The organism is Micromonospora eburnea (genome assembly GCF_900090225.1).
Taxonomy (GTDB): domain Bacteria; phylum Actinomycetota; class Actinomycetes; order Mycobacteriales; family Micromonosporaceae; genus Micromonospora; species Micromonospora eburnea.
This window is the reverse complement of the sequence record NZ_FMHY01000002.1, coordinates 1,841,972-1,863,073: the sequence shown is the minus strand read 5'-3', so window position 1 is coordinate 1,863,073 and position 21,102 is coordinate 1,841,972. Positions and strand designations below refer to the sequence as shown.

The window sequence follows — 21,102 nt, the reverse complement described above, 5'->3', positions numbered from 1 at the left end:
GCACGCCGCGCACCTTCCGGTACGCGCTCCCCGCACCCCGCCCGTATGGTGAGCTGTACCGGTGGCGGGGAATGTGTTCGGGCTGGTGCTGCATCCCACCCGGGACGTCTCCGAGGTGGTCGGGACCATCGACCGCTGGGCGGCCCGACACGGCAGGACGCTGGCCGTCCGCGCCGAGGACCGGCACCGGGTCCCGGCATCGGTGCATCCGGTCCCGGCGGCGGAGCTGGTCGCCCACTCGGACGCGCTGATCAGCATCGGCGGGGACGGCACGATGCTGGGGGCGCTGCGCGGCGCGGTGCGGGACCCGAAGCCGGTGCTCGGGGTGCACGTGGGCCGGGTCGGTTTCCTCGTCGAGGTGGAACCGCCGGACCTGCCGCGGGCGCTGGACCGGCTGGCCGCGCACGACTTCACCGTCGAGTCGCACGCCTGCCTGGCCTGCGACGTCTGCGGGGACGACGTGGTGGCGTTCAACGACGTCGCCCTGGTCCGGCAGCCGGGCCGCGGCTTCGTCACCGCCACCCTGGCGGTCGACGATCAGCGGTACGGCTACTACCGCTGCGACGCGCTCGTGGTGAGCACGCCGACCGGCTCGACCGCGTACAGCTACGCGGCCGGCGGCCCGCTGGTGTCACCGGCCACCCAGGCGGTCGTGGTGACCCCCTCCGCGCCCATGTCGGGCATCTCCCGGTCGGTGGTGTTCTCCCCCGAGGAGACCATCCGGCTCGACCTGCGGCCCAGCTCGGCGCCGGTCGCGATGGAGGTGGACGGCCTGGTGATCCGCGAGGCCGCCACAGAGGGCGCGGTGGAGGTCCGGTACGTGCCCGACGCCGGCCAGGTGGTCCGGCTCGACCCCCGCCGGTTTCAGGAGCGCAGCCAGCTCAAGCTCAGCCTGCTCGACCTGCCGCTGCTGCCGGACCAGCTCCGGGAGCTGCTTCCCGAGGAGTTGCGTGAGCAGCTGAGCCGACGCGAACTCCCCCCGCCCCGCTGAGGCGGGAGCTGCCCACCCGGGTGTCCGGGACGAACGCCGGGGCCGCCGTCAGGACTTCGCGAGCGCGGTGTCGACCAGCGCCTTCGCCTCCTCCTGGATCCGGGCGAGGTGCTCCGGGCCCTGGAACGACTCGGCGTAGATCTTGTAGACGTCCTCGGTGCCGGACGGTCGGGCGGCGAACCAGCCCGACGCGGTGGTCACCTTGAGCCCGCCGATCGGCGCGCCGTTGCCGGGGGCGGTGGTGAGGGTGGCGGTGATCGGCTCGCCCGCCAGCTCGGTCGCCGTCACCTGCTCGGGCGACAGCTTGGCGAGGACGGCCTTCTCCTCCCGACTTGCCGGGGCGTCGAGCCGGGCGTACGCGGGCGCGCCGAAGCGGTCGGCCAGCTCGGCGAAGTGCTCGCTCGGGGTCCGCCCCGTCACCGCGATGATCTCGGCGGCGAGCAGGCAGAGCAGGATGCCGTCCTTGTCGGTGGTCCAGGTGCCGCCGTCCCGACGCAGGAAGGACGCCCCGGCGCTCTCCTCGCCGCCGAAGCCGACCGCGCCGTCGAGCAGGCCCGGCACGAACCACTTGAAGCCGACCGGCACCTCCAACAGCGGCCGGCCCAGGTCGGCGGCGACCCGATCGATCATGGAGGAGGAGACCAGGGTCTTGCCGACCGCCGCGTCCGGGCCCCAGTCGGACCGGGTACGGAACAGGTGGCCGATCGCCACGGCGAGGTAGTGGTTGGGGTTCATCAGGCCGCCGTCGGGGGTGACGATGCCGTGCCGGTCGGCGTCGGCGTCGTTGCCGGTGGAGACCTGGTAGCGGTCACGGGCGGCGATCAGCGAGGCCATCGCGTTCGGGGAGGAGCAGTCCATCCGGATCTTGCCGTCGCCGTCCAGGGTCATGAACCGCCAGGTCGGGTCGACCGTCGGGTTGGTCACCGTGAGATCGAGCCGGTGCCGCTCGGCGATCTCGCCCCAGTACGCCACGCTCGCCCCGCCCAGCGGGTCGGCGCCGATGCGCACCCCGGCGTCCCGGATCGCGGCGATGTCCAGGGCGGCCGGGAGGTCGTCGACGTACCGGGCGAGGAAGTCGTACTCGCCGGTGGTGTCGGCGGCGCGGGCCCGCGCGTACGGGATGCGCGCCACCTCCTTGAGCCCGGCGGCGAGGATCGCGTTCGCGCGGTCCTGGATCCACTTCGTGACGTCAGTGTCGGCCGGCCCGCCGTGGGTGGGGTTGTACTTGAAGCCACCGTCATCCGGCGGGTTGTGCGACGGGGTGATCACGATGCCGTCGGCGAGACCGGCGGTACGCCCGCGGTTGTGGGTGAGGATCGCGTGCGACAGCGCGGGGGTCGGGGTGTAGCCGTCGCGGCTGTCCACCAGCACGGTGACGTCGTTGGCGGCGAGCACCTCCAGTGCGTCGACCGCCGCCGGGGCGGAGAGCGCGTGGGTGTCCCGGGCCAGGAAGAGCGGACCGTCCAGGCCCTGCTCCCGGCGGTAGTCGCAGAGCGCCTGGGTGACGGCGAGGATGTGGTCGGAGTTGAAGGCGTTGCGCAGGCTGGACCCGCGATGGCCGGAGGTGCCGAAGGAGACCTGCTGCGCCGGGTCGCTCGGATCCGGGTGCTCGGCGTAGTAGGCGGTGACCAGCCGGGGCACGTCGACCAGGTCGGCGGGCTCGGCCGGCTGCCCGGCACGGGGATGGGCCACTGCGGAAACCTCCTCGAAGTTGTGGGCGGTCAGGGCTCGACGCGCTGACCCTTGCCGATGACCACGATGCCGTTGTCGGAGACGGTGTAGCGCTGCCGGTCCTTCTCCAGGTCGACGCCGATCTCGGCGCCCTCCGGGACGTAGACGTTCTTGTCCAGGATGGCCCGGCGGACCACCGCGTGCCGGCCGATCTCGACACCCTCCATCAGCACCGCACCGTCCACGTGCGCCCAGGAGTGCACCTTCACCTTCGGCGACACGATCGAGTTCTCCACCAGCGAGCCGGAGATCACCGACCCGGGCGAGACCATCGAGCTGACCGCCCGGCCGACCCGCTCCCCCCAGGCGTGCACGAACTTCGCCGGCGGGTACGGCGGCTGGTTGCTGTAGATCGGCCAGTCGAAGTTGTAGAGGTTGAAAACCGGGTGGACGTTGATCAGGTCCATGTGGGCGTCGTAGAACGAGTCGAGCGTCCCCACGTCCCGCCAGTAGCCACGGTCCCGGTCGGTGCTGCCGGGCACCTCGTTGTCCCGGAAGTCGTAGACGTTGGCCTCGCCCCGCTCGACCAGCATCGGGATGATGCTGCCCCCCATGTCGTGCTTGCTGGTCTTGTCCTCGGCGTCGCGCTCGACGATGTCGACCAGGGCCTTGGCGGTGAAGACGTAGTTGCCCATGGAGGCGTAGATCTGGTCCGGCGCGTCGGGCAGCCCCACCGCGTCGGTGGGCTTCTCGCGGAACGCCCGGATCCGCCGGCCGTCCTCGCCGACCTCGATCACGCCGAACTGGTTCGCGCTCGACAGCGGCTGGCGGATACCCGCCACGGTGACCGCGGCGCCGGAGGCGATGTGGTCCTCCACCATCTGCCGCGGGTCCATCCGGTAGATGTGGTCGGCGCCGAAGACGATCACGTACTCCGGCTGCTCGTCGTAGATCAGGTTGAAGCTCTGGTAGATCGCGTCGGCCGACCCGGCGAACCACCACGGGCCGCGGCGCTGCTGCGCCGGCACCGGGGTGACGTAGTTGCCGAGCATGGTCGACATGCGCCACGTCGTGGTGATGTGGCGGTCCAGCGAGTGCGACTTGTACTGGGTCAACACGACGATCTTGAGATAGCCGGCGTTCGCCAGGTTGGAGAGGACGAAGTCGACCATGCGGTACATCCCGCCGAAGGGGACGGCGGGCTTCGCCCGGTCGGTGGTGAGGGGCATCAGGCGCTTGCCCTCTCCGCCGGCCAGGACGATCGCGAGCACCTTGGCAGTCATGTACCGACGCTATCCGTCCCGCCCCGACGGCACCACTCGTACGGGCACAGTTCCGCGCCGGGTGCGCGGCGACCTTCTGCACTAGGGTGCCGGGCATGACGGATTCCGCTGGGCTGCGCATTGACCTGCTCACCCGGGAGTACCCGCCGGAGGTCTACGGCGGGGCCGGGGTGCACGTCGAGTACCTGGCACGCGAGCTGCGCCGCCTCGCCGACGTACGGGTGCACTGCTTCGGCGCGGCGCGCGACGAGCCGGGGGTCACCGCGTACGCCGAGCCGGTCGAGCTGGCCGGCGCGAACCCGGCGCTGCGGACCATGGGCGTCGACCTGGCGATGGCCGCCGACTGCGCCGGCACCGACGTGGTGCACAGTCACACCTGGTACGCCAACCTGGCCGGGCACACCGCGAAGCTGCTGCACGGGGTGCCGCACGTGGTCACCGCGCACAGCCTGGAACCGCTGCGTCCGTGGAAGGCCGAGCAGCTCGGCGGCGGCTACGCGCTCTCCTCCTGGTGCGAGCGGACCGCGTACGAGGCCGCCGACGCGATCATCGCGGTGAGCGCGGGAATGCGGCGGGACGTGCTGACCGCGTATCCGGACGTGGACCCGGACCGGGTACGGGTCGTCCACAACGGCATCGACACCGCCCAGTACGCCCCGGACCACGGCACCGACGTGCTGGACCGGCTCGGCATCGACCCGTCCCGCCCGAGCGTGGTGTACGTCGGGCGGATCACCCGGCAGAAGGGGCTGCCGTACCTGCTGCGGGCGGCCCGGGAGCTGCCCGCCGACACCCAGCTCGTGCTGCTCGCCGGCGCGCCGGACACCGCGGAGATCGCCGCCGAGGTGGAGGGCCTGGTCGCGGAGCTACGGGCCACCCGTTCGGGCGTGGTCTGGGTGGCCGCGATGCTGCCCAAGCACGAGGTGATCCAGGTGCTCACCCACGCCACCATCTTCGCCTGCCCCTCCGTCTACGAGCCGATGGGCATCGTGAACCTGGAGGCGATGGCCTGCGAGACGGCCGTGGTGGCGACCGCCACCGGCGGCATCCCCGAGGTGGTCGCCGACGGCGAGACCGGCGTGCTGGTCCCGATCGAGCAGGCCGCCGACGGCAGCGGCCGGCCGCTGGAGCCGGAGCGCTTCGTGGCCGACCTGGCCACCGCGATCAACGGGGTCCTCGCCGACCCGGCGCGCGCCGCCGAGTTCGGCCGGGCGGGGCGGCGGCGGGCGGTGGAGCACTTCTCCTGGGACGCGATCGCCGCCCGGACGCTCGGCATCTACCGCTCGTTGTTGTAAGGAAGGGCCCCCTGTTAACGCCTCCGGTAGAGAAGGGTTCCCCTCTCACCACCGTAGTCAGCGTGAGGCGATCTCGCGGGTTAGGTTGGGGCGGTGAGTGGACGGTTTCCGATCGAGGACGTCTCGCCTGTCGTCTCGTGCGGTCGCTATCCGGCCAAGGCGGTCGTCGGCGAGGTCGTGCCGGTGTCGGCCCGCGCCTACCGGGAGGGGCACGACGCGCTCGGCTGCAACGTGGTCTGGCTCGGCCCGGACGGCGCGGCCCGCCCGTTCACCCGGATGCGCCCCGGCGACCCCGGCCAGGACCGCTGGCACGCCGCCATCCGGCCGGACGCGGTGGGCGAGTGGCGGTTCACCGTCGAGGCGTTCCAGGACCCGTACCTGACCTGGCAGAACGCGGTAACCAAGAAGCTCGCCGCCGGCCAGGGCCCGGCCGAGCTGGCCAACGACCTGGCCGAGGGGGCCCGGGTGCTGGAGGCGGCCCTGGAGCTGGTCCCGGCAGCCGACCGGGAGCGGGTCCGGGCCGCGGTGGTCGCGCTGCGGGCCGACGACCACGCGCTGCCCCGGCGGGTCGGCCCGGCGCTCGACCTGGCCCCGCTGCTCTGGGACCACCCGGTCCGCGAGCTGGTCACCACCGGTGACGAGCACCGGCTCTGGGTGGACCGGCCCCGGGCGCTCTTCTCCGCCTGGTACGAATTCTTCCCGCGCTCGGAGGGGGCGGTCCCGGCCACCGTGGACGCGCCGGCCCGGTCGGGCACCCTCCGCACCGCCGTCGACCGCCTGCCGGGCGTCGCGGCGATGGGCTTCGACGTGCTCTACCTGCCCCCGATCCACCCGATCGGCCGGATCAACCGCAAGGGCCGCAACAACTCGCTCACCGCCGGTCCGGACGACGTCGGCTCGCCGTGGGCGATCGGCGCCGCCGAGGGCGGCCACGACGCCATCCACCCCGACCTGGGTACGCCGGCGGACTTCCGCGCGTTCCTCGACGCCGCCGCCGGTCAGGGCCTGGAGGTGGCGATGGACCTGGCGTTGCAGTGCGCCCCGGACCACCCGTGGGTGACCGAGCACCCGGAGTGGTTCACCACCCGGGCCGACGGCACCATCGCGTACGCGGAGAACCCGCCGAAGAAATACCAGGACATCTACCCGCTGAACTTCGACAACGACCCGGAGGGCATCCGGGCGGAGATCCTGCGGGTGGTGCTGCACTGGGTCGGCGAGGGCATCCGGATCTTCCGGGTGGACAACCCGCACACCAAGCCGTTCGACTTCTGGCACTGGCTGATCTGGGAGGTCAAGCGGGTCGAGCCGGACGTGCTCTTCCTCGCCGAGGCGTTCACCCGCCCGGCGATCATGCACGGCCTGGGCAAAGTCGGCTTCACCCAGTCGTACACCTACTTCACCTGGCGCACGACGGCGGCGGAGCTGCGGGCGTACTGCGAGGAGCTGGTCGCGGCGGCCGACTACATGCGGCCCAACTTCTGGCCCAACACCCCGGACATCCTGCACTCCTCGCTCCAGCACGGCGGCCCGCCGATGTTCAAGATCCGGGCGGTGCTGGCCGCGCTGCTCTCCCCCTCCTGGGGCGTGTACGCCGGCTACGAGCTGTTCGAGCACGTCGCCCGCCCCGGCGCCGAGGAATACCTGGACAACGAGAAGTACGAGCTGCGCCCCCGGGACTGGGCGCAGGCCCAGGCGCAGGGCCGCTCGCTCGCCCCGTTCATCGCCATTCTCAACCGGGTACGCCGCGACAACCCGGCCCTGCACCGGCTGCGCAACCTGCGCTTCCACGACATCGACAACCCGGCGTTGCTCTGCTGGTCCAAGCACGACCCGGACACCGGCAACACGGTGCTCGTGGTCTGCTCGTTCGACTCCCGCGAGGTGCAGTGGGGCAACACCACCCTCGACATGTCGGCGCTCGGCCTCGACTGGCACGAGCGGTTCACCGTGCACGACGAGTTGACCGGGACCAGCTACGACTGGGGGCAGCGCAACGCCGTCCGGCTCGACCCGTACCTGCAACCCGCGCACGTGTTCACCGTGCGGCGGCCCACCCCGCCGGCCGTACCGGAGCCGGTGGCCGCCGTGCCGGCGGAGCTGACCGTCGCGGACGTACCCGCCGACCTCTCCGGCGGCACCGCACCGGCCGTGGAGGACGAGGCACGATGGAGCAGCTGATCGCCGGCGAGGCGTACGACCCGCACGGCCTGCTCGGCGCGCACCCCGCCGACGGGCGTACCACCATCCGGACCATGCGCCGGGGCGCGGCCGACGTGGCCGTGCTGGTCGGCGACGAGCGGCGCCCGATGAAGCGGGTGCACGAGGTCGGTGTCTTCGAGACGGTGCTTCCCGGCGAGGTGCTCGACTACCGGGTCGAGGTCGACGGCGCGGTGCACGACGACCCGTACCGCCACCCGCCCACCCTCGGCGAGCTGGACCTGCACCTGATCGGCGAGGGGCGGCACGAGCGGCTCTGGGAGGCGCTCGGCGCCCGCGTCCTCGACGACGGGGTGGCGTTCGCCGTCTGGGCACCCAACGCCCGCGGGGTGCGGGTGGTCGGCGACTTCACCGGCTGGGGGCCGGACGACGGCTGGCCGATGCGCTCGCTCGGCACCAGCGGCGTGTGGGAGATCTTCGTGCCGGGGGTGCCGGTCGGCGCCCGCTACAAATACCGCATCCTCGGCGCCGACGGGCACTGGCGGGACAAGGCCGACCCGCTCGCCGCGCGCACCGAGGTGCCGCCGGCCACCGCCTCGGTGGTGCACCGCTCGACGTACGAGTGGGGCGACGCGGCCTGGCTGGCGCGGCGGGCCCGGCAGCGGCCGCACCAGGAGCCGATGAGCGTGTACGAGGTGCACCTCGGCTCGTGGCGGCCCGGCCTCGGCTACCGGGAGCTGGCCGACCAGCTCACCGCGTACGTGACCGAGCTGGGCTTCACTCACGTGGAGTTCCTGCCGGTGATGGAGCACCCGTTCGGCGGCTCGTGGGGCTACCAGGTCACCGGCTACTACGCCCCGACCGCCCGGTTCGGCGACCCGGACGACTTCCGCCACCTGGTCGACCGGCTGCACCAGGCCGGCATCGGGGTGCTCCTCGACTGGGTGCCCGCCCACTTCCCGAAGGACGACTGGGCGCTCGGCCGCTTCGACGGCACCCCGCTGTACGAGCACCCCGACCCGCGTCGCGGCGAGCACCCGGACTGGGGCACGTACGTCTTCGACTTCGGCCGCCGGGAGGTGCGCAACTTCCTGGTCGCCAACGCGCTTTACTGGCTGGCCGAGTTCCACGTCGACGGGCTGCGGGTGGACGCGGTCGCCTCGATGCTCTATCTGGACTACTCGCGCCAGGAGGGGCAGTGGGTGCCCAACGTGCACGGCGGCCGGGAGAACCTGGAGGCCATCGCGCTGCTCCAGGAGGTCAACGCCACCGTCTACAAGCAGCATCCCGGGGTGGTGATGGTCGCCGAGGAGTCCACCGCCTGGCCCGGCGTCACCCGCCCGACCGGGGAGGGCGGGCTGGGCTTCGGCTTCAAGTGGAACATGGGCTGGATGCACGACACCCTGCTCTACACCTCGAAGGACCCGATCTACCGGCAGCACCACCACCATCAGCTCACCTTCTCCCTGGCGTACGCCTGGAGTGAGAACTACGTGCTGCCGATCAGCCACGACGAGGTGGTGCACGGCAAGGGCTCCCTGGTCGGCAAGATGCCCGGCGACACCTGGCAGCGGCTGGCCACCGTACGGGCGCTGCTGGCGTACATGTGGGCGCACCCCGGCAAGCAGTTGCTCTTCATGGGCTGCGAGCTGGCCGACGACCGGGAGTGGAGCGAGGAACGCGGCCTCGACTGGTATCTGCTGCACGACCCCGCCCGGGCCGGCGTGCAACGCCTGGTCGGCGACCTGAACCGGAGCTACCGGGCCAGCCCGGCGCTGTGGGCGCAGGACACCGAGCCGGCCGGCTTCCGCTGGATCTCCGGCGACGACGCCGCCAACAACACCGTGTCGTTCGTCCGGATCGCCCCCGACGGCCAGACCCTGGTCTGCGTGGCCAACTTCTCCGCCATCCCGCTAGAGGGCTACCGGATCGGCCTGCCGGCCGGCGGCACCTGGACCGAGGTGCTCAACACCGACGCCCACGAGTACGGCGGGTCGGGCGTGGGCAACCTGGGCGCGGTGCACGCGGAGAGCGTGCCCTGGCACGGGATGCCGGCGTCGGCGGCGCTGCGGGTGCCGCCGCTGGGCGTGCTCTGGCTCCGCCCTGACCAGACCGGCACCGAAAGGGTCTTGTAGCCGATCCCTCCCCGTCGATAGCCTGCTCGCCGCACGCGGGGAGGAACGACATTGAAGACCATGCTGCGGGCCGTGCTGTCCGTCGCGCTGCTCATCGGCTTCTTCGTCCTGACGATCGGCCTGGTGGTCGGGATCGGGGCGGTCGGCCTGGGGTACGGCACCGACTGGGACGGCTCCGGCGCCCGGACTTTCCGACCGCTAGTGGTCGGTGTCGCCATCGCGCTACTGCTCGTGCTCGTGTTCACCCTGGGCCGGGTGCTCACCCTACGCACGTCCCCGCCGGTCGGTGTCCAGCTCACCCCGGAGCGGGCCCCGGAGCTGTGGCGGTGCTCGCGCACGAGATGGGGCACTTCTCGGGGCGGTTTCCCCCACGTCCGGGCGCGGCCGGCGGTCTCGGCGACCGCGACTCACGCGACCTTAAGTTGCTCGTCACCGAAGTCGGCGATGAGCTTCAAGGTGCCGCCGAGGGCTTCGATGTAACGGTTGAGCACGTCCTGCGTGGAGACCGCGCCACTTTCGATCTGTGAGACACGTGCCGTCGAGACGTTCATCCGGTCAGCGACCTGCTCCTGCGTCAGGCCGCGCCGCTTTCGCAGGTCGGCCAGCCGCCAGCCCCGCGCCTCGTCGAGCATCTTTCCCATGGCGGCGTCGAACGCTTCCTGGCCGCCGGCCGTTTCCACCGCCCGCTCCAGATGCCCGGACTCTCGCCAACGTCGGACTTCGCTCATGACCCCAACTCCTTCTCGCGCTCCTTCAGATAGGTCGTGTACAGGTCCTCCGCCTCAGGTATCGCGTCTCGGTACCACCGTTTCCACTGCCCCGACTTGTCGCCTGCGACCAAGAGGATCGCAGATCGCCATGGATCGAGCACGAACAGGATCCTGATCTCCGTACGCCCGCTCGATGGCGGGCGCAACTCCTTCATGTTCGAGATCCTCGATGCAGTGACCGTGTCTACGAGAGGTCGCCCTTCGGCAGAACCATTCCGCTCGAGCACGAGGATCGCTTGGTTCACCAGGCGATGACTGGTCGAATCCGCCTGGTAAAGATCGTCGAGGAACCTCTCCACCTGGGTGGTCATCAAGATCTCCCAGCGCACCCGGCCCCCTCTGATCAATTCCGAAGGTTAAGCATATCCTTAACCCCGGCTCGTGACTACGCCCAGCCGTGAGTACCCGTTTGACCACTTTGCTGTCGCCGACCTGGAGTCACAAGTCCCAGCCCTCATCGGCCACCGACCCTGGCGGGCCGGCCCGGGGTCAGACCAGGCCCGCGTCGCGCAGCAGCTTCCACAGGCCGGCGCCGTCCGGCGCGGAGAGCCACTTCTGCCCCACCGGGCCGGCGGACGGGCGGCCGGCCGGGGCGGGCAGGGTGCCGGCGAGCACCGACTGGGTGGGCGAGAGCCGGCGGATCGCCACCCCGGCCACGTTGTCCGGGTGCGCGGCGGCGAACTCGCGGTAGATCTCCTGGTCGTGCTGCCCGTCGTCGCCGATCAGCAGCCACCGGACGTCCGGGAACTCCCGGGCCAGCCGGGCCAGGGTGGCCCGTTTGTGTTCCTTGCCGCTGCGGAACCACCGGTCGGCCGTCGGGCCCCAGTCGGTGAGCAGCAGCGGCCCCGCCGGGTAGAGGTGCCGGGAGAGGAACCGGGTCAGCGTCGGCGCGACGTTCCAGGCGCCGGTCGACAGGTAGAAGACGGGGGCGCCGGGGTGGGCGGTCACCAGCCGCTCGTACAGCACCGCCATGCCGGGGACCGCGGCCCGGGCGTGCTCGTCGAGGACGAAGGTGTTCCAGGCGGCGAGCAGCGGCCGGGGCAGCGCGGTGACCATGACGGTGTCGTCGATGTCGGAGAGGATGCCGAACCGGACTTCCGGGTCGAGGACGCGGACCAGGGCCTCGACCGGCTCGGCATCGGGCACGCTGAGGCGTACCGAGCCCCAGCCGGGGGTGAAGTCGGCCTCGATGACGGTGTCGACGAAGCCGCTGCGGTCCGCGGTCGCCTCCTGGCGTACGTCGCCGGCCTCGATGGTCACGGTGGCGTACTTGGCGGGCAGGGTGGCGAAGCTGCGCCAGCCGCGGACCTTCTCCGGCCGGGCCCGCTGCCGCACGTCGGGGCGGCCGAGCAGCACCCGGCAGAGCACCCGCGCCCAGCCCGGGGCGCCGTAGCCGGCGTACGCGATGATGTTGATCTTCCACCCGGTGCGACGCAGCCGGCGTTCCACCAGACCGTGCACGGCGTCCTCGATCCGGGCGGCCCGATGCAGCCGCGGCACGGCGAGTTCTCCGGCAGGTGTCGGTGGCACGCTGCCACCCTGCCACACCGGGCCGCACGCGGCCATGCGAGTCGACCTCGCCGATCCACCCCGGGGCGGGCCGGCCACGTGACAGACTGCGGTCGCAGGCGACGACGGGGGCGTGGTCGTGGCGACACCAGTGCGGAGACCGGGACGGTGGCGTCCGACGCTCGACCGCCCGGCGTTGGTCGCGCTGCTGCTCGGTGTGGCCGGGGTCGGTTTCCGGCTGGTCCTGCTGCTGTTCACGGTGCCCGGTTCGAACAGCGACGAGGCGACGTTCGGCCTCGCCGCCCTGCACATCGCCGCCAACCACGAACGGCCGATCTTCCTGTACGGCCAGCGCTACATGGGCATGCTGGAGTCGTACCTGGCCGCCCCGCTGGTCGGCTGGGCCGGGCCGAGCTGGCCGGTGCTGCGGCTGCCACTGTTGGCGCTGTACGCGGTCTTCCTCTGGTTGGCGTACCGGCTGACCCGCCGGCTGTTCTCCCCCTGGCTGGCCGTCTTCGTGGTGGGGCTGCTGGCGCTCGGCTCCGAGCGGGTGGTCCGGGACCAGCTCACCGTGGTGGGCGGGCGGCCGGAGGTGAAGCCGGCGGTGCTGGCGATGCTGCTGATCGCGGTGGCCCTCGGCGAACGCCGAGTACGGCGCCGCTGGCTGGCCATGGGCCTGTTCGGGCTGCTCGCCGGGCTGGCCCTGTGGTCGGACTGGCTGATCGTGCCCTACCTGGCGGTGGCCGGGCTGCTGCTGGTCTGGGCGGCGCCCCGGGACCTGATCGGCTGGCCGGGGCTGCTGCTGGTGGCCGGGTTCCTGGTCGGGGTCGCCCCGATGATCAAGGACAACCTCGCCGCCCCGCCCGGGCAGGACTCGCTGTCGGTGTTCCAGCGGATCAGCACCCGGCCGGGCGCGCCTCCCTCCTGGTCGGAGCGGGCGCACGGCGGGCTGCTGGAGGGGGTGCCGCTGGCCGGTGGCCTCTGCCCGGCGAGCGGCTGCGCCCGCTGGCAGGAGTGGTTCGCGCCGCTCTACCTGGTGCTGCTGGTGGCCGCCGCCGTGCTCGGGGTGGTCGCGTACCGGCGGGCCGCCGACGCCGCCGACCGGGTCCGGGCGGTCGCGCGGCTCGCCCTGGTCGCCGGCGCGGCGCTGACCCTGCTCGCCTACGTACGCAGCGCGCTCTCCGCGACCGACCCGCTGGGCAACGCCCGTTACCTGTCGGTGCTGCAGATCTCGCTGCCGGTGGTGCTCTGGCCGCTCTGGCTGGCCGCCGTACGCGCCTGGCAGGGGCCGGCCGGCGTGGCCGGCGTGGCGGCCCGGATCGGGGGCGCGGCGGCGGGAGCCGTGCTGGCCGCGATCACCGCCGCGACGGTGGCGGCGACCGTGATGTTCGTCGCCGACGCGCCGTCGATCCGGGCCGAGGAGCGGCAGGCCCGGGAGCTGGCCGACACGGTCCGCCGGGCCGGCCTGCACGAGGTGTACGGGGACTACTGGACCTGCAACCGGATGATCTTCAACACCGACGAGGCGGTCGCCTGCGGGGTGCTCGACGGCAACCTGACACCGGGACAGAACCGCTATCCGGCGTACTGGAAGCGGGTGGGGCGGGCCGAGCGGCCCGGGTACGTGTTCGAGGCCGGGTCGCCGGCGGAACGGCGGCTGCGCCTGCTGCTCGGCGACCGGGCCGACGCCGCCGTCGTCGCCGAGGTCGGCGACCTCCGCGTCTACCACCCGCCGATCGCCCTCCGGCCGTGGCGCTGAACCCGGGCCGTACGCTGGGCCGATGCTCATCCTGCTGCCGCCGTCCGAGGGGAAGGCCGAGACCGGCACGGGCCGCCGGCTGGACCTGTCGCGGCTCTCCCTGCCGGAGCTGACCCCGGCCCGGGACGCGGTGCTGGCCGCCCTGGTCGCGCTCTGCGCCGGGCCGGACGAGGCGGCGGCCCGGGCCGCGCTGGGCCTGAGCGAGGGGCAGCGCGGCGAGCTGCGCCGCAACGCCCGGCTGCGCGAGGCGGCCACCGCGCCGGCCGGGCGGATCTACACCGGGGTGCTCTACGAGGCGCTCGACCTGGCCTCGCTGCCACCGGCGGCGGACCGGCTGGCCCGCCGCTACGTGCTGGTCAGTTCCTGCCTCTGGGGCGCGGTACGCCTCACCGACCGGATCCCGCCCTACCGCTGCCCGGTCGGCACGCGGCTGCCGGGGCTCGGCGCGCTGTCGGCGTACTGGCGTCGGGCGCTGGCTCCGGCGATGGTGGCGGCGGCCGGCAACGGCCCGGTGCTGGACCTGCGCTCGGGCGCGTACGCGGCCACCTGGACGCCACGCGGGGAGGTCGCGGAGCGGACGGTGACGGTCCGCGTACTGCACGAACGCGACGTCGACGGAGTGCCGACCCGGTCGGTGGTGAGCCACTTCAACAAGGCCACCAAGGGACGGCTGGTCCGCGACCTGTTGACGGCCGGGGTCCGGCCGCGCTCCGCCGACGCACTGATCGGGACGCTGCGGGACCTGAAGTACGCGGTGGAGGAGCAACCGGGCGCGACCGGACGGCCCCGCCAGCTCGACATCGTGGTGACGGAGCTGTAGTCGCAATTTTTGCTCAAGGCTCGGGCGCAGCGGTTCCGTCCTGCCGGCAGCGGGGGTCACGGTAGGAGAACCCCGACGCGACAAGGAGTCATCCGATGGCCCCCGAGTCCACCACACTGCTCGACCGGCTCCGCCCGTCGTCGCCGGCACCCGCACCGATGGACTGGCCGACCCTGGCCGACGCGTTCGAGGTCGCCTGCCTGGTGCGGTGCACCCCGCCCCCGGCCACCGACACCCGCCGGCTCGGCAGCGAGACGTACCGCGGCGGCACGGCCGAGTTCAACGGCGAGCACGCCGCGCACCGGATGGGTCAGCTGCTCGGCCGGCTCAGCGTGCCGGTGGAGCACGAGCTGGCCACCGGCGGCCTGCGCCGCCGGTACGAGCTGCACCGGCTGTGGGTGCCGCGGGAGTACCGGTCGACGTACGCGGCCCTGCTGGAGAGCGGCTGGTGGCAGGGCCGCCGGGAGCTGCTCGGCGGCCCGGTGCCCGGCGCCTCCCGGACCCGGCGGATGTGGCGTACCCGGCTGGCCGCGGCCGCCTGGCGCGCGGCTCTGCTGGCCGGCGGGCGGCACGTGCGCCGGCACTGTCTCGGCGTCCGGCTGGCCGACCGCGACCTGGCCGCGGTGCTGGTACGCGGTGCGGCGCTGCTGGAGGTCCCGGCGACGCTCCGGCCGGGTGCCGGCTGCTTCCTGGTGAGCGTCGCCAACGGTCCGCACCGGATGCGGATCGTGGACAGCGCCGCCCTCCCGTCGATGGCGGCCTGCTGAGCCGTACGGCCGGAGGCGAACGGCTCAGCAGTACGTCCGCGACGGACGGCTGACCAGCCGGGCTTGCGCGACAGGCGGTGCCCGTCGCACAGTGCACCGCGTGAGCCGACACTGGACCGTGTGCGGCCGGCGTGCAGCTGCCACGCCGGCCGCTCTGGTGATGCTGCTGGTGTCGGCGCTCGGGCTCGCCGCCTGTCGGGATGAGCCGACCGAGCCGGTGCGGATCCGGATCGCCACCGGCAGCCCGACCGCCGTCTACCACGCCTTCGGCCAGTCGCTGGCCACCATCCTCAACCGGGAGCTGCCCGGGGTGCGGGCCAGCGTGGTGGTCACCGCCGCCTCCGCGCAGAACGTCCGGCTGGTCGGGTCCGGCGAGGCGGAGCTGGGCTTCACCCAGGCCGACGTGCTGCCGCCGCGCGGTTCGGAGCATCCCGCCGTGCTCGCCGTGGCCCGCGTCTACGACGACCTGCTGCACCTGGTCACCACCGCCGGTGGTCCGGTGCGGACGCTGGCCGACCTGCGGGGGCGGCGGGTGTCGGTGGGCGCCGACGGCTCCGGCACGGAGATCACCGCGACCCGGCTGCTGGAGGTGGCGCAGCTGGGCGGCGACCGGGTACGCCAGGAGCACCTCGGCCTGGACGACTCGCTGGCGGCGCTGCGCGCCGGCCGGATCGACGCGTTCTTCTTCTCCGGCGGCCTGCCGGTGCGGGGCGTGGTGGAGCTGGCCGACAGCACCGCCATCCGGATGATCGACCTGGGCGACTGGACCGAGCCGCTGCGCCGCGGGTACGGGCAGGTCTACGTGACCCGGGACATCCCCCGCTCGGTGTACGGGGTGGACCCGGTCAGCACGGTGGCCAACCCCAACTACCTGATCGTCCGGGCGGACCTGCCGGAGGCGCTGGTCCGGGAGGTGACCCGGCTGTTGATGGAACGCCGGGAGGAACTGGCCGCCACCCATCCGGCAGCCGGCCGGATGAGTCCCCGGTCGGCGATCGCCACCACCCCGCTGCCGCTGCATCCCGGCGCGGCCGACTGGTACCGGTCGACGAAGCCCTGACCTCCGGTCAGGGCCGGGCCGCGTCGACGGCGATCGGCTCGACGCGCAGGTCGCCCGGTGCCGGGAACCACACCTCGGCGACCAGGCCCCGGGGCCGGCCCTGGCGCATCGTCAACCGGCCGTCAGAGGCGTCGACCAGCACCGCGACGATGGTCAGGCCCAGGCCGGCGCCGTCGACGTTCTGCACGTCCGGTGCCCGCCAGAAGCGCTCGGTGGCCTGGTCGATCTGGCTGGTCGTCATGCCGGGTCCGGTGTCCCGCACCTGGAGCAGGATGCCGCCCTCCGCCGCGCGCACGGTCACCGTCACCTCTCCCCCGGCGCCGCTGAACTTGACCGCGTTGTCGATCAGCGCGTCGAGCGCCTGGTCGATGGCGGTCGGCACGGTCCGGGCGTACGCGGGCGCGTCGGCGGTGTCGAGCCGCAGGGTGACCGACCGGTGCCGGGCCAGCGGCTGCCAGGCGGCCACCCGGGACGCGGCCACCTCGGCGGCGTCGACGACGACCCGCTGGTTCTCCGCGCGTTCGGCGCGGGCCAGGGTGAGCAGCGCGTCGAGCAGGGTGGCCAGCCGGTCGGTCTCCTCCAGCGCGAGCCGGTGCTCGGCGCGGCCGTCGACGCCGGTCAGGCTCGGCCCCAGCTCCTCCACCCGCAGCCGCAACGCGGTCAGCGGGTTGCGCAGCTGGTGGCTGGCGTGCGCCACGAACGCCCGCTGCCGGTCCATCACATCGGAGACCGCGTCGGCCATGTTGTTGAAGCTGGCGGCGAGCCGGCGCAGCTCCGGCGGGCCGAGCCGCGGGCGTACCCGGGCGGTGCGGTCACCCTCGGCGATCTCGTGGGTCACCGCGTCCAGTTCGGTGACCGGGCGCAGCACCCAACCGGCCAGCCCGAACGCGGTGGAGACGCAGGCCAGCACCGCGAGCAGACCGATCGCCGCGAGCAGCAGCCACCAGGTGGCGACGGTACGCCGCACCTTGCCAGCCGGGGTGGCGGTGACCACCGCCCCGAGCACCTCGCCGCCGTCGTTGATCGGAACCGCCACCACCAGCGGCCCGTCCATCCACGGCCACACCGAGTCCGGCGCGCTGAACTGCTGCCCGGACAGCGCGATGTCCAGGGCCAAGGTGGTGCCCGCGCCAGGCTGCCAGCTCGTCGAGGCGACCACGGTGTGCCGGTCCCGGTCGACCACGGCCGCGCCGATGCCGTACAGGTCGTCGTAGGCGCCCAGCTCCCCGGCGAGCGGTCCGGAGCCGCGTCCACGCAACGCCGGGTTGGCGAGCGAGGCGAACCGGGTGGCGTCGGCGAGCCGGTCGGCGCGGACCCGGTCGGTCTCCCGGCTGGCCAGGGTGACGGCCAGGGGTGTTTCCAGGGCGAACAGCACCAGCACCATCAGCAGCAGGTAGCTGATCACCAGCCGGCGGCGCACCCCGGCCCCCTCACTCGCCGCGGAGTCGATAGCCGACCCCGCGTACGGTCTCCACCAGCGTCGGGTCGCCGAGCTTGCCGCGCAGCGATCCGACGTGCACCTCCATGGTGTGCCGGTCGGCCCAGGTGGTGCCCCAGACGTCCAGCAGGATCCGGTCCCGGGACACCGCCACGCCGGGCTGCCGGGCCAGGGAGAGCAGGATGTCGAACTCCTTGCGGGTCAGCGCCACCGGCCGGCCGGCCACGCTGACCGTCCGGCCGCCCACGTCGATGCGGACCGGGCCGGCCTCGATCAGGTTACGCTCCGGCGCGGCGTACGCGGCCCGGCGCAGCACCGCCTCGATCCGTGCCTGGAGCTCCACCATCGAGAACGGCTTCACCACGTAGTCGTCGGCGCCGAGCCGCAGGCCGAGCACCCGGTCGCGTTCCTCCCCCGGGCGGTCACCGCGATGATGCCGAGCTGGCCGCTGCGCCGGCGCAGCTCCCGGCACAGGTCGGTGCCGTCCCCGTCGGGCAGGGTCAGGTCGAGCAGCACCAGGTCACAGGGGGCGGCGGAGAGGGCGGCCTCGACGGTGGCGGCGTGCTCCACCTCGTAGCCGCGCCGGCTCAGCGCGGACGACAGGGCGGCGGCCACCCGACGATCGTCCTCGACCAGGAGGATCCGCACCCGTGCCCCCAATCCGTTCGACATACTGCCCTGCGAATGGTGGCAGAAGCGCCGGCGGGACGGGAATGCCCGGGTCCGTTCAGAGACCGAAGACCTCGTCGGCCGTCGCGTCGCGGACGCCGTCGACGAAACCCCGGAAGCCCGGGTCGGCGTGGCTGGCCGGCACGCTCGTCACGTTCTCCCCGGTGGCCTGGGTGACGGCGTCGAGCAGCGGCGGGAAGTCCGTCTCCGAGTCACCGAAGGTGTCGTCGTCCGCCTGACCGAGGTTGATCACGTGCTGGACGTCCTCACTGGGGGTGTCCGGGTCGCCCGCCCACTCGGCGGCGGCCTGGTAGCACTCGTCGTAGACGGCCCGCTGGCCGTCGGTCCAGTCCTCGTCGTAACTCTGCATCGCCATCCCTCCGCGGACCTCCACCCGAGCATGCCCGCTTCCGCCGCGCGGGCGCGGGCGTACGCGGGAACCGGCTCGCCGCGACCGGTGGCCCGCCCTAGGCTGCGGTGGTGATCTACAAGATTCTGGGCAGCGACGAGTGGGAGCGGGCGCGGGCGACAGGGCATTTCGCCGGCACCGCGATGGATCAGCAGGACGGGTTCGTCCACCTCTCCGCCGCCGACCAGGTGGTGGAGACGGCCCGCCGGTTCTTCGCCGGGGTCACCGGTCTCACCGTGCTGGCGGTGGATCCCGACCGGCTCGGCGACGCGCTGCGTTGGGAGGCGTCCCGGGGCGGGACACTCTTCCCGCACCTGTACGCGGCGCTGCCGGTCGACGCGGTGGTGGCGGCGCACCCGCTGCCGGCGGACCGACCCGCCGCCGACGCGGTGGCGGAACTGCTGGACTGACGGATCGATATGCTGCCTCGACCAGGCACCGACGGCGCGACGACGCGCCCTGCAGCGAGCGAGTTGAGATGACTGACAACATCTTCGTCCACCCCACGGCCGACGTGGAGGAGGGCGCCAAGGTCGGCGACGGCACCAAGGTCTGGCACCTGGCCCACGTCCGGTCCAGCGCCCAGGTCGGCGCCGGCTGCGTGATCGGCCGCAACGTGTACGTCGACGCGAACGTCACCGTCGGCGACCGCGTGAAGATCCAGAACAACGTCTCGGTCTACCAGGGTGTCACCATCGAGGACGAGGTCTTCGTCGGCCCCTGCGCGGTGTTCACCAACGACTTCCGCCCGCGTGCCCAGAACCCGGACTGGACGATCACCCCGACCCTGGTCCGGCGCGGCGCCTCGATCGGCGCCAACGCCACCCTGGTCTGCGGCATCGAGGTCGGCGAGTACGCGATGATCGCCGCCGGCTCGGTGGTCACCAAGGACGTCAAGCCGTACCAGCTGGTGGCCGGCAACCCGGCCCGGCCCAAGGGCTGGGTCGACGAGAAGGGTGAGGTCGTCTCCCGGGACGTCGACAACCCGCCCGCGGGCCTGGCCCAGGGCTGAGCCGCCCCACGACGGAACGGGCCCCGGACCGGTGATCCGGTCCGGGGCCCGTCAACGGCCCAGCGGGGTCAGCCGCCGATGACCACCCGGCGGACACCCTCCCAGCGAGCCGGGTCGGTCACCCGACGGCCGTCCACCAGCACGGTCACGCCCGGCAGGTCGGCCGGGGTGAGGGTGCGGTACTCGGCGTGGTCGGCCTGGATGACGGCGGCGGCCACCGGCTCGCCGGCGTATCCGGGCAGGCCGTGCGCGGCCAGCTCCTCGTTCGTGTACATCGGGTCGGAGACGTACGGGACGGCACCCCGCTGGCGCAGCGCCTCGACGGTCGGGAAGACCCCCGAGAAGGCGGTCTCCTTCACACCACCCCGGTACGCGGCGCCGAGCACCAGCACGCCCACGCCGGTCAGGTCGCCGTACGCGGCGGCGAGCAGGTCGACGGCGTAATCCGGCATGGCGGCGTTGGCCTCGCGGGCCGAACGGACCACCGTGGCGGCCGGGTCGTTCCACAGGTACATCCGCGGGTAGATCGGGATGCAGTGCCCACCGACCGCGATGCCGGGCTGGTGGATGTGGCTGTACGGCTGGGTGTTGCAGGCCTCGATGACCTTGGTGACATCGACGCCCACGGTGTCGGCGAACCGGGCGAACTGGTTCGCCAGGCCGATGTTCACGTCCCGGTACGTGGTCTCGGCGAGCTTGGCCAGCTCGGAAGCCTCGGCCGAACCCAGGTCCCAGACGCCGTTCGGGCGGTTGAGGTCGGCCCGCTCGTCGAAGTCCAGCACCGCCTCGTAGAAGCGCACGCCGTGCGCGGCGGACGCCTCGTCGATGCCGCCGACCAGCTTCGGGTAGCGGCGCAGGTCGGCGAAGACCCGGCCGGTGAGCACCCGCTCCGGGCTGAACACCAGGTGGAAGTCCGTGCCGGCGGTGAGGCCGGAACCCTCCTCCAGCATCGGCGCCCAGCGGTTACGGGTGGTGCCGACCGGCAGCGTCGTCTCGTAGCTGACCACGGTGCCGGGCTTAAGGCCGCGGGCGATGGCGCGGGTGGCGTCGTCCATCCAGCCGAAGTCCGGCACGCCCTCGGCGTCCACGAAGAGGGGCACCACCACGACGACGGCCTCGGACTCGGCGACCGCGGCGGCCGTGTCGGTGGTCGCGCTGAGCAGCCCGGCGGACACGACCTCCTTGAGCTTGGTGTCCAGGTCGGTCTCACCGGGGAACGGCACCGCGCCGTCGTTGACCAGCTGCACAACCCGCTCGGAGACGTCCGCTCCGATCACCCGGTGGCCCTTGGACGCGAACTGCACGGCGAGCGGCAGCCCGATCTTGCCCAGGGCGACGACGCAGATGTTCATGG

The 21,102-nt window shown here is 72.9% G+C and carries 18 protein-coding genes and 1 pseudogene; 10 read left to right on the top strand and 9 right to left on the bottom strand.

Going from position 1 to position 21,102, the window contains the following annotated elements; translation table 11 throughout:
* The first annotated feature begins 61 nt into the window (after nucleotides 1-61).
* A complete protein-coding gene (locus tag GA0070604_RS08825) occupies nucleotides 62-991 on the top strand; it encodes an NAD(+)/NADH kinase (protein ID WP_091117120.1) in 930 nt (309 codons plus the stop codon).
* Nucleotides 992-1,039: 48 nt separating this feature from the next.
* Here GA0070604_RS08825 and pgm read toward each other — a convergent pair whose 3' ends face one another.
* Nucleotides 1,040-2,683: a phosphoglucomutase (alpha-D-glucose-1,6-bisphosphate-dependent) gene (gene pgm / locus GA0070604_RS08820; RefSeq protein WP_091117117.1), complete on the bottom strand. Its 1,644-nt coding sequence runs from the start codon at nucleotides 2,681-2,683 to the stop codon at nucleotides 1,040-1,042.
* Nucleotides 2,684-2,712: 29 nt separating this feature from the next.
* Nucleotides 2,713-3,945, bottom strand: coding sequence for a glucose-1-phosphate adenylyltransferase (gene glgC, locus GA0070604_RS08815; RefSeq protein WP_091117115.1), 1,233 nt, complete (start codon nucleotides 3,943-3,945; stop codon nucleotides 2,713-2,715).
* Nucleotides 3,946-4,040: 95 nt separating this feature from the next.
* Between glgC and glgA the strand changes: the two genes are divergently transcribed.
* The 3 genes from glgA (at nucleotide 4,041) to glgB (ending at nucleotide 9,535) form a co-directional block, all read left to right on the top strand.
* A complete protein-coding gene (gene glgA / locus GA0070604_RS08810) occupies nucleotides 4,041-5,240 on the top strand; it encodes a glycogen synthase (protein WP_091117112.1) in 1,200 nt (399 codons plus the stop codon).
* Between the two features lie 93 nt (nucleotides 5,241-5,333).
* Nucleotides 5,334-7,421, top strand: a complete 2,088-nt coding sequence (locus GA0070604_RS08805; protein ID WP_091117108.1) for an alpha-1,4-glucan--maltose-1-phosphate maltosyltransferase — start codon at nucleotides 5,334-5,336, stop codon at nucleotides 7,419-7,421.
* On the top strand, nucleotides 7,409-9,535 hold the full coding sequence (glgB, locus tag GA0070604_RS08800; protein WP_091117104.1) for a 1,4-alpha-glucan branching protein GlgB: 2,127 nt from the start codon (nucleotides 7,409-7,411) through the stop codon (nucleotides 9,533-9,535). The genes GA0070604_RS08805 and glgB overlap by 13 nt, the downstream gene beginning before the upstream one ends.
* A 407-nt stretch (nucleotides 9,536-9,942) precedes the next feature.
* Here the strand turns inward: glgB and GA0070604_RS08795 are convergent, their stop codons facing one another.
* From GA0070604_RS08795 to GA0070604_RS08785, 3 genes are all read right to left on the bottom strand, one after another.
* Nucleotides 9,943-10,263 carry a helix-turn-helix domain-containing protein gene (locus tag GA0070604_RS08795; protein ID WP_091117100.1) on the bottom strand — a complete coding sequence of 107 codons (321 nt, stop codon included), beginning with the start codon at nucleotides 10,261-10,263 and terminating at the stop codon, nucleotides 9,943-9,945.
* Nucleotides 10,260-10,616, bottom strand: a complete 357-nt coding sequence (locus GA0070604_RS08790; protein ID WP_091126986.1) for a type II toxin-antitoxin system RelE/ParE family toxin — start codon at nucleotides 10,614-10,616, stop codon at nucleotides 10,260-10,262. Before GA0070604_RS08790 ends, GA0070604_RS08795 begins: the two co-directional genes overlap by 4 nt.
* 178 nt (nucleotides 10,617-10,794) lie before the next feature.
* On the bottom strand, nucleotides 10,795-11,871 hold the full coding sequence (locus GA0070604_RS08785) for an App1 family protein (protein WP_091117097.1): 1,077 nt from the start codon (nucleotides 11,869-11,871) through the stop codon (nucleotides 10,795-10,797).
* An 82-nt stretch (nucleotides 11,872-11,953) separates the two neighbouring features.
* Between GA0070604_RS08785 and GA0070604_RS08780 the strand changes: the two genes are divergently transcribed.
* The 4 genes from GA0070604_RS08780 (at nucleotide 11,954) to GA0070604_RS08765 (ending at nucleotide 16,220) form a co-directional block, all read left to right on the top strand.
* Entirely contained in the window at nucleotides 11,954-13,573 is a 1,620-nt protein-coding gene (locus GA0070604_RS08780) for a hypothetical protein (protein ID WP_091126985.1), read from the top strand.
* A gap of 22 nt (nucleotides 13,574-13,595) precedes the next feature.
* On the top strand, nucleotides 13,596-14,393 hold the full coding sequence (gene yaaA, locus GA0070604_RS08775; protein ID WP_091117094.1) for a peroxide stress protein YaaA: 798 nt from the start codon (nucleotides 13,596-13,598) through the stop codon (nucleotides 14,391-14,393).
* Between the two features lie 95 nt (nucleotides 14,394-14,488).
* A complete protein-coding gene (locus GA0070604_RS08770) occupies nucleotides 14,489-15,160 on the top strand; it encodes a hypothetical protein (RefSeq protein ID WP_091117090.1) in 672 nt (223 codons plus the stop codon).
* A 160-nt stretch (nucleotides 15,161-15,320) separates the two neighbouring features.
* On the top strand, nucleotides 15,321-16,220 hold the full coding sequence (locus tag GA0070604_RS08765; RefSeq protein ID WP_091126984.1) for a TAXI family TRAP transporter solute-binding subunit: 900 nt from the start codon (nucleotides 15,321-15,323) through the stop codon (nucleotides 16,218-16,220).
* A gap of 7 nt (nucleotides 16,221-16,227) precedes the next feature.
* Here the strand turns inward: GA0070604_RS08765 and GA0070604_RS08760 are convergent, their stop codons facing one another.
* The 3 genes and pseudogenes from GA0070604_RS08760 to GA0070604_RS08750 all read right to left on the bottom strand — a co-directional run bounded on the left by GA0070604_RS08760 (nucleotide 16,228) and on the right by GA0070604_RS08750 (nucleotide 18,703).
* The gene (locus GA0070604_RS08760) at nucleotides 16,228-17,640 is read right to left on the bottom strand and encodes a sensor histidine kinase (protein WP_091117086.1); all 1,413 of its coding nucleotides are present in this window, start codon (nucleotides 17,638-17,640) and stop codon (nucleotides 16,228-16,230) included.
* Between the two features lie 10 nt (nucleotides 17,641-17,650).
* Nucleotides 17,651-18,306, bottom strand: a pseudogene (locus GA0070604_RS08755) (response regulator transcription factor).
* A 79-nt stretch (nucleotides 18,307-18,385) separates the two neighbouring features.
* Nucleotides 18,386-18,703, bottom strand: coding sequence for a hypothetical protein (locus tag GA0070604_RS08750; RefSeq protein ID WP_244161797.1), 318 nt, complete (start codon nucleotides 18,701-18,703; stop codon nucleotides 18,386-18,388).
* Nucleotides 18,704-18,807: 104 nt separating this feature from the next.
* Here GA0070604_RS08750 and GA0070604_RS08745 point away from each other — a divergent pair, with 104 nt between their 5' ends.
* Together GA0070604_RS08745 and GA0070604_RS08740 are read left to right on the top strand one after the other, a co-directional pair.
* Complete coding sequence (locus tag GA0070604_RS08745; protein WP_091126982.1) at nucleotides 18,808-19,146, top strand: DUF952 domain-containing protein; 339 nt, start codon at nucleotides 18,808-18,810, stop codon at nucleotides 19,144-19,146.
* A gap of 68 nt (nucleotides 19,147-19,214) precedes the next feature.
* The gene (locus GA0070604_RS08740; RefSeq protein ID WP_091117083.1) at nucleotides 19,215-19,748 is read left to right on the top strand and encodes an acyltransferase; all 534 of its coding nucleotides are present in this window, start codon (nucleotides 19,215-19,217) and stop codon (nucleotides 19,746-19,748) included.
* A gap of 68 nt (nucleotides 19,749-19,816) precedes the next feature.
* Here the strand turns inward: GA0070604_RS08740 and GA0070604_RS08735 are convergent, their stop codons facing one another.
* Entirely contained in the window at nucleotides 19,817-21,100 is a 1,284-nt protein-coding gene (locus GA0070604_RS08735; protein WP_091117079.1) for a nucleotide sugar dehydrogenase, read from the bottom strand.
* Nucleotides 21,101-21,102: the final 2 nt, after the last annotated feature.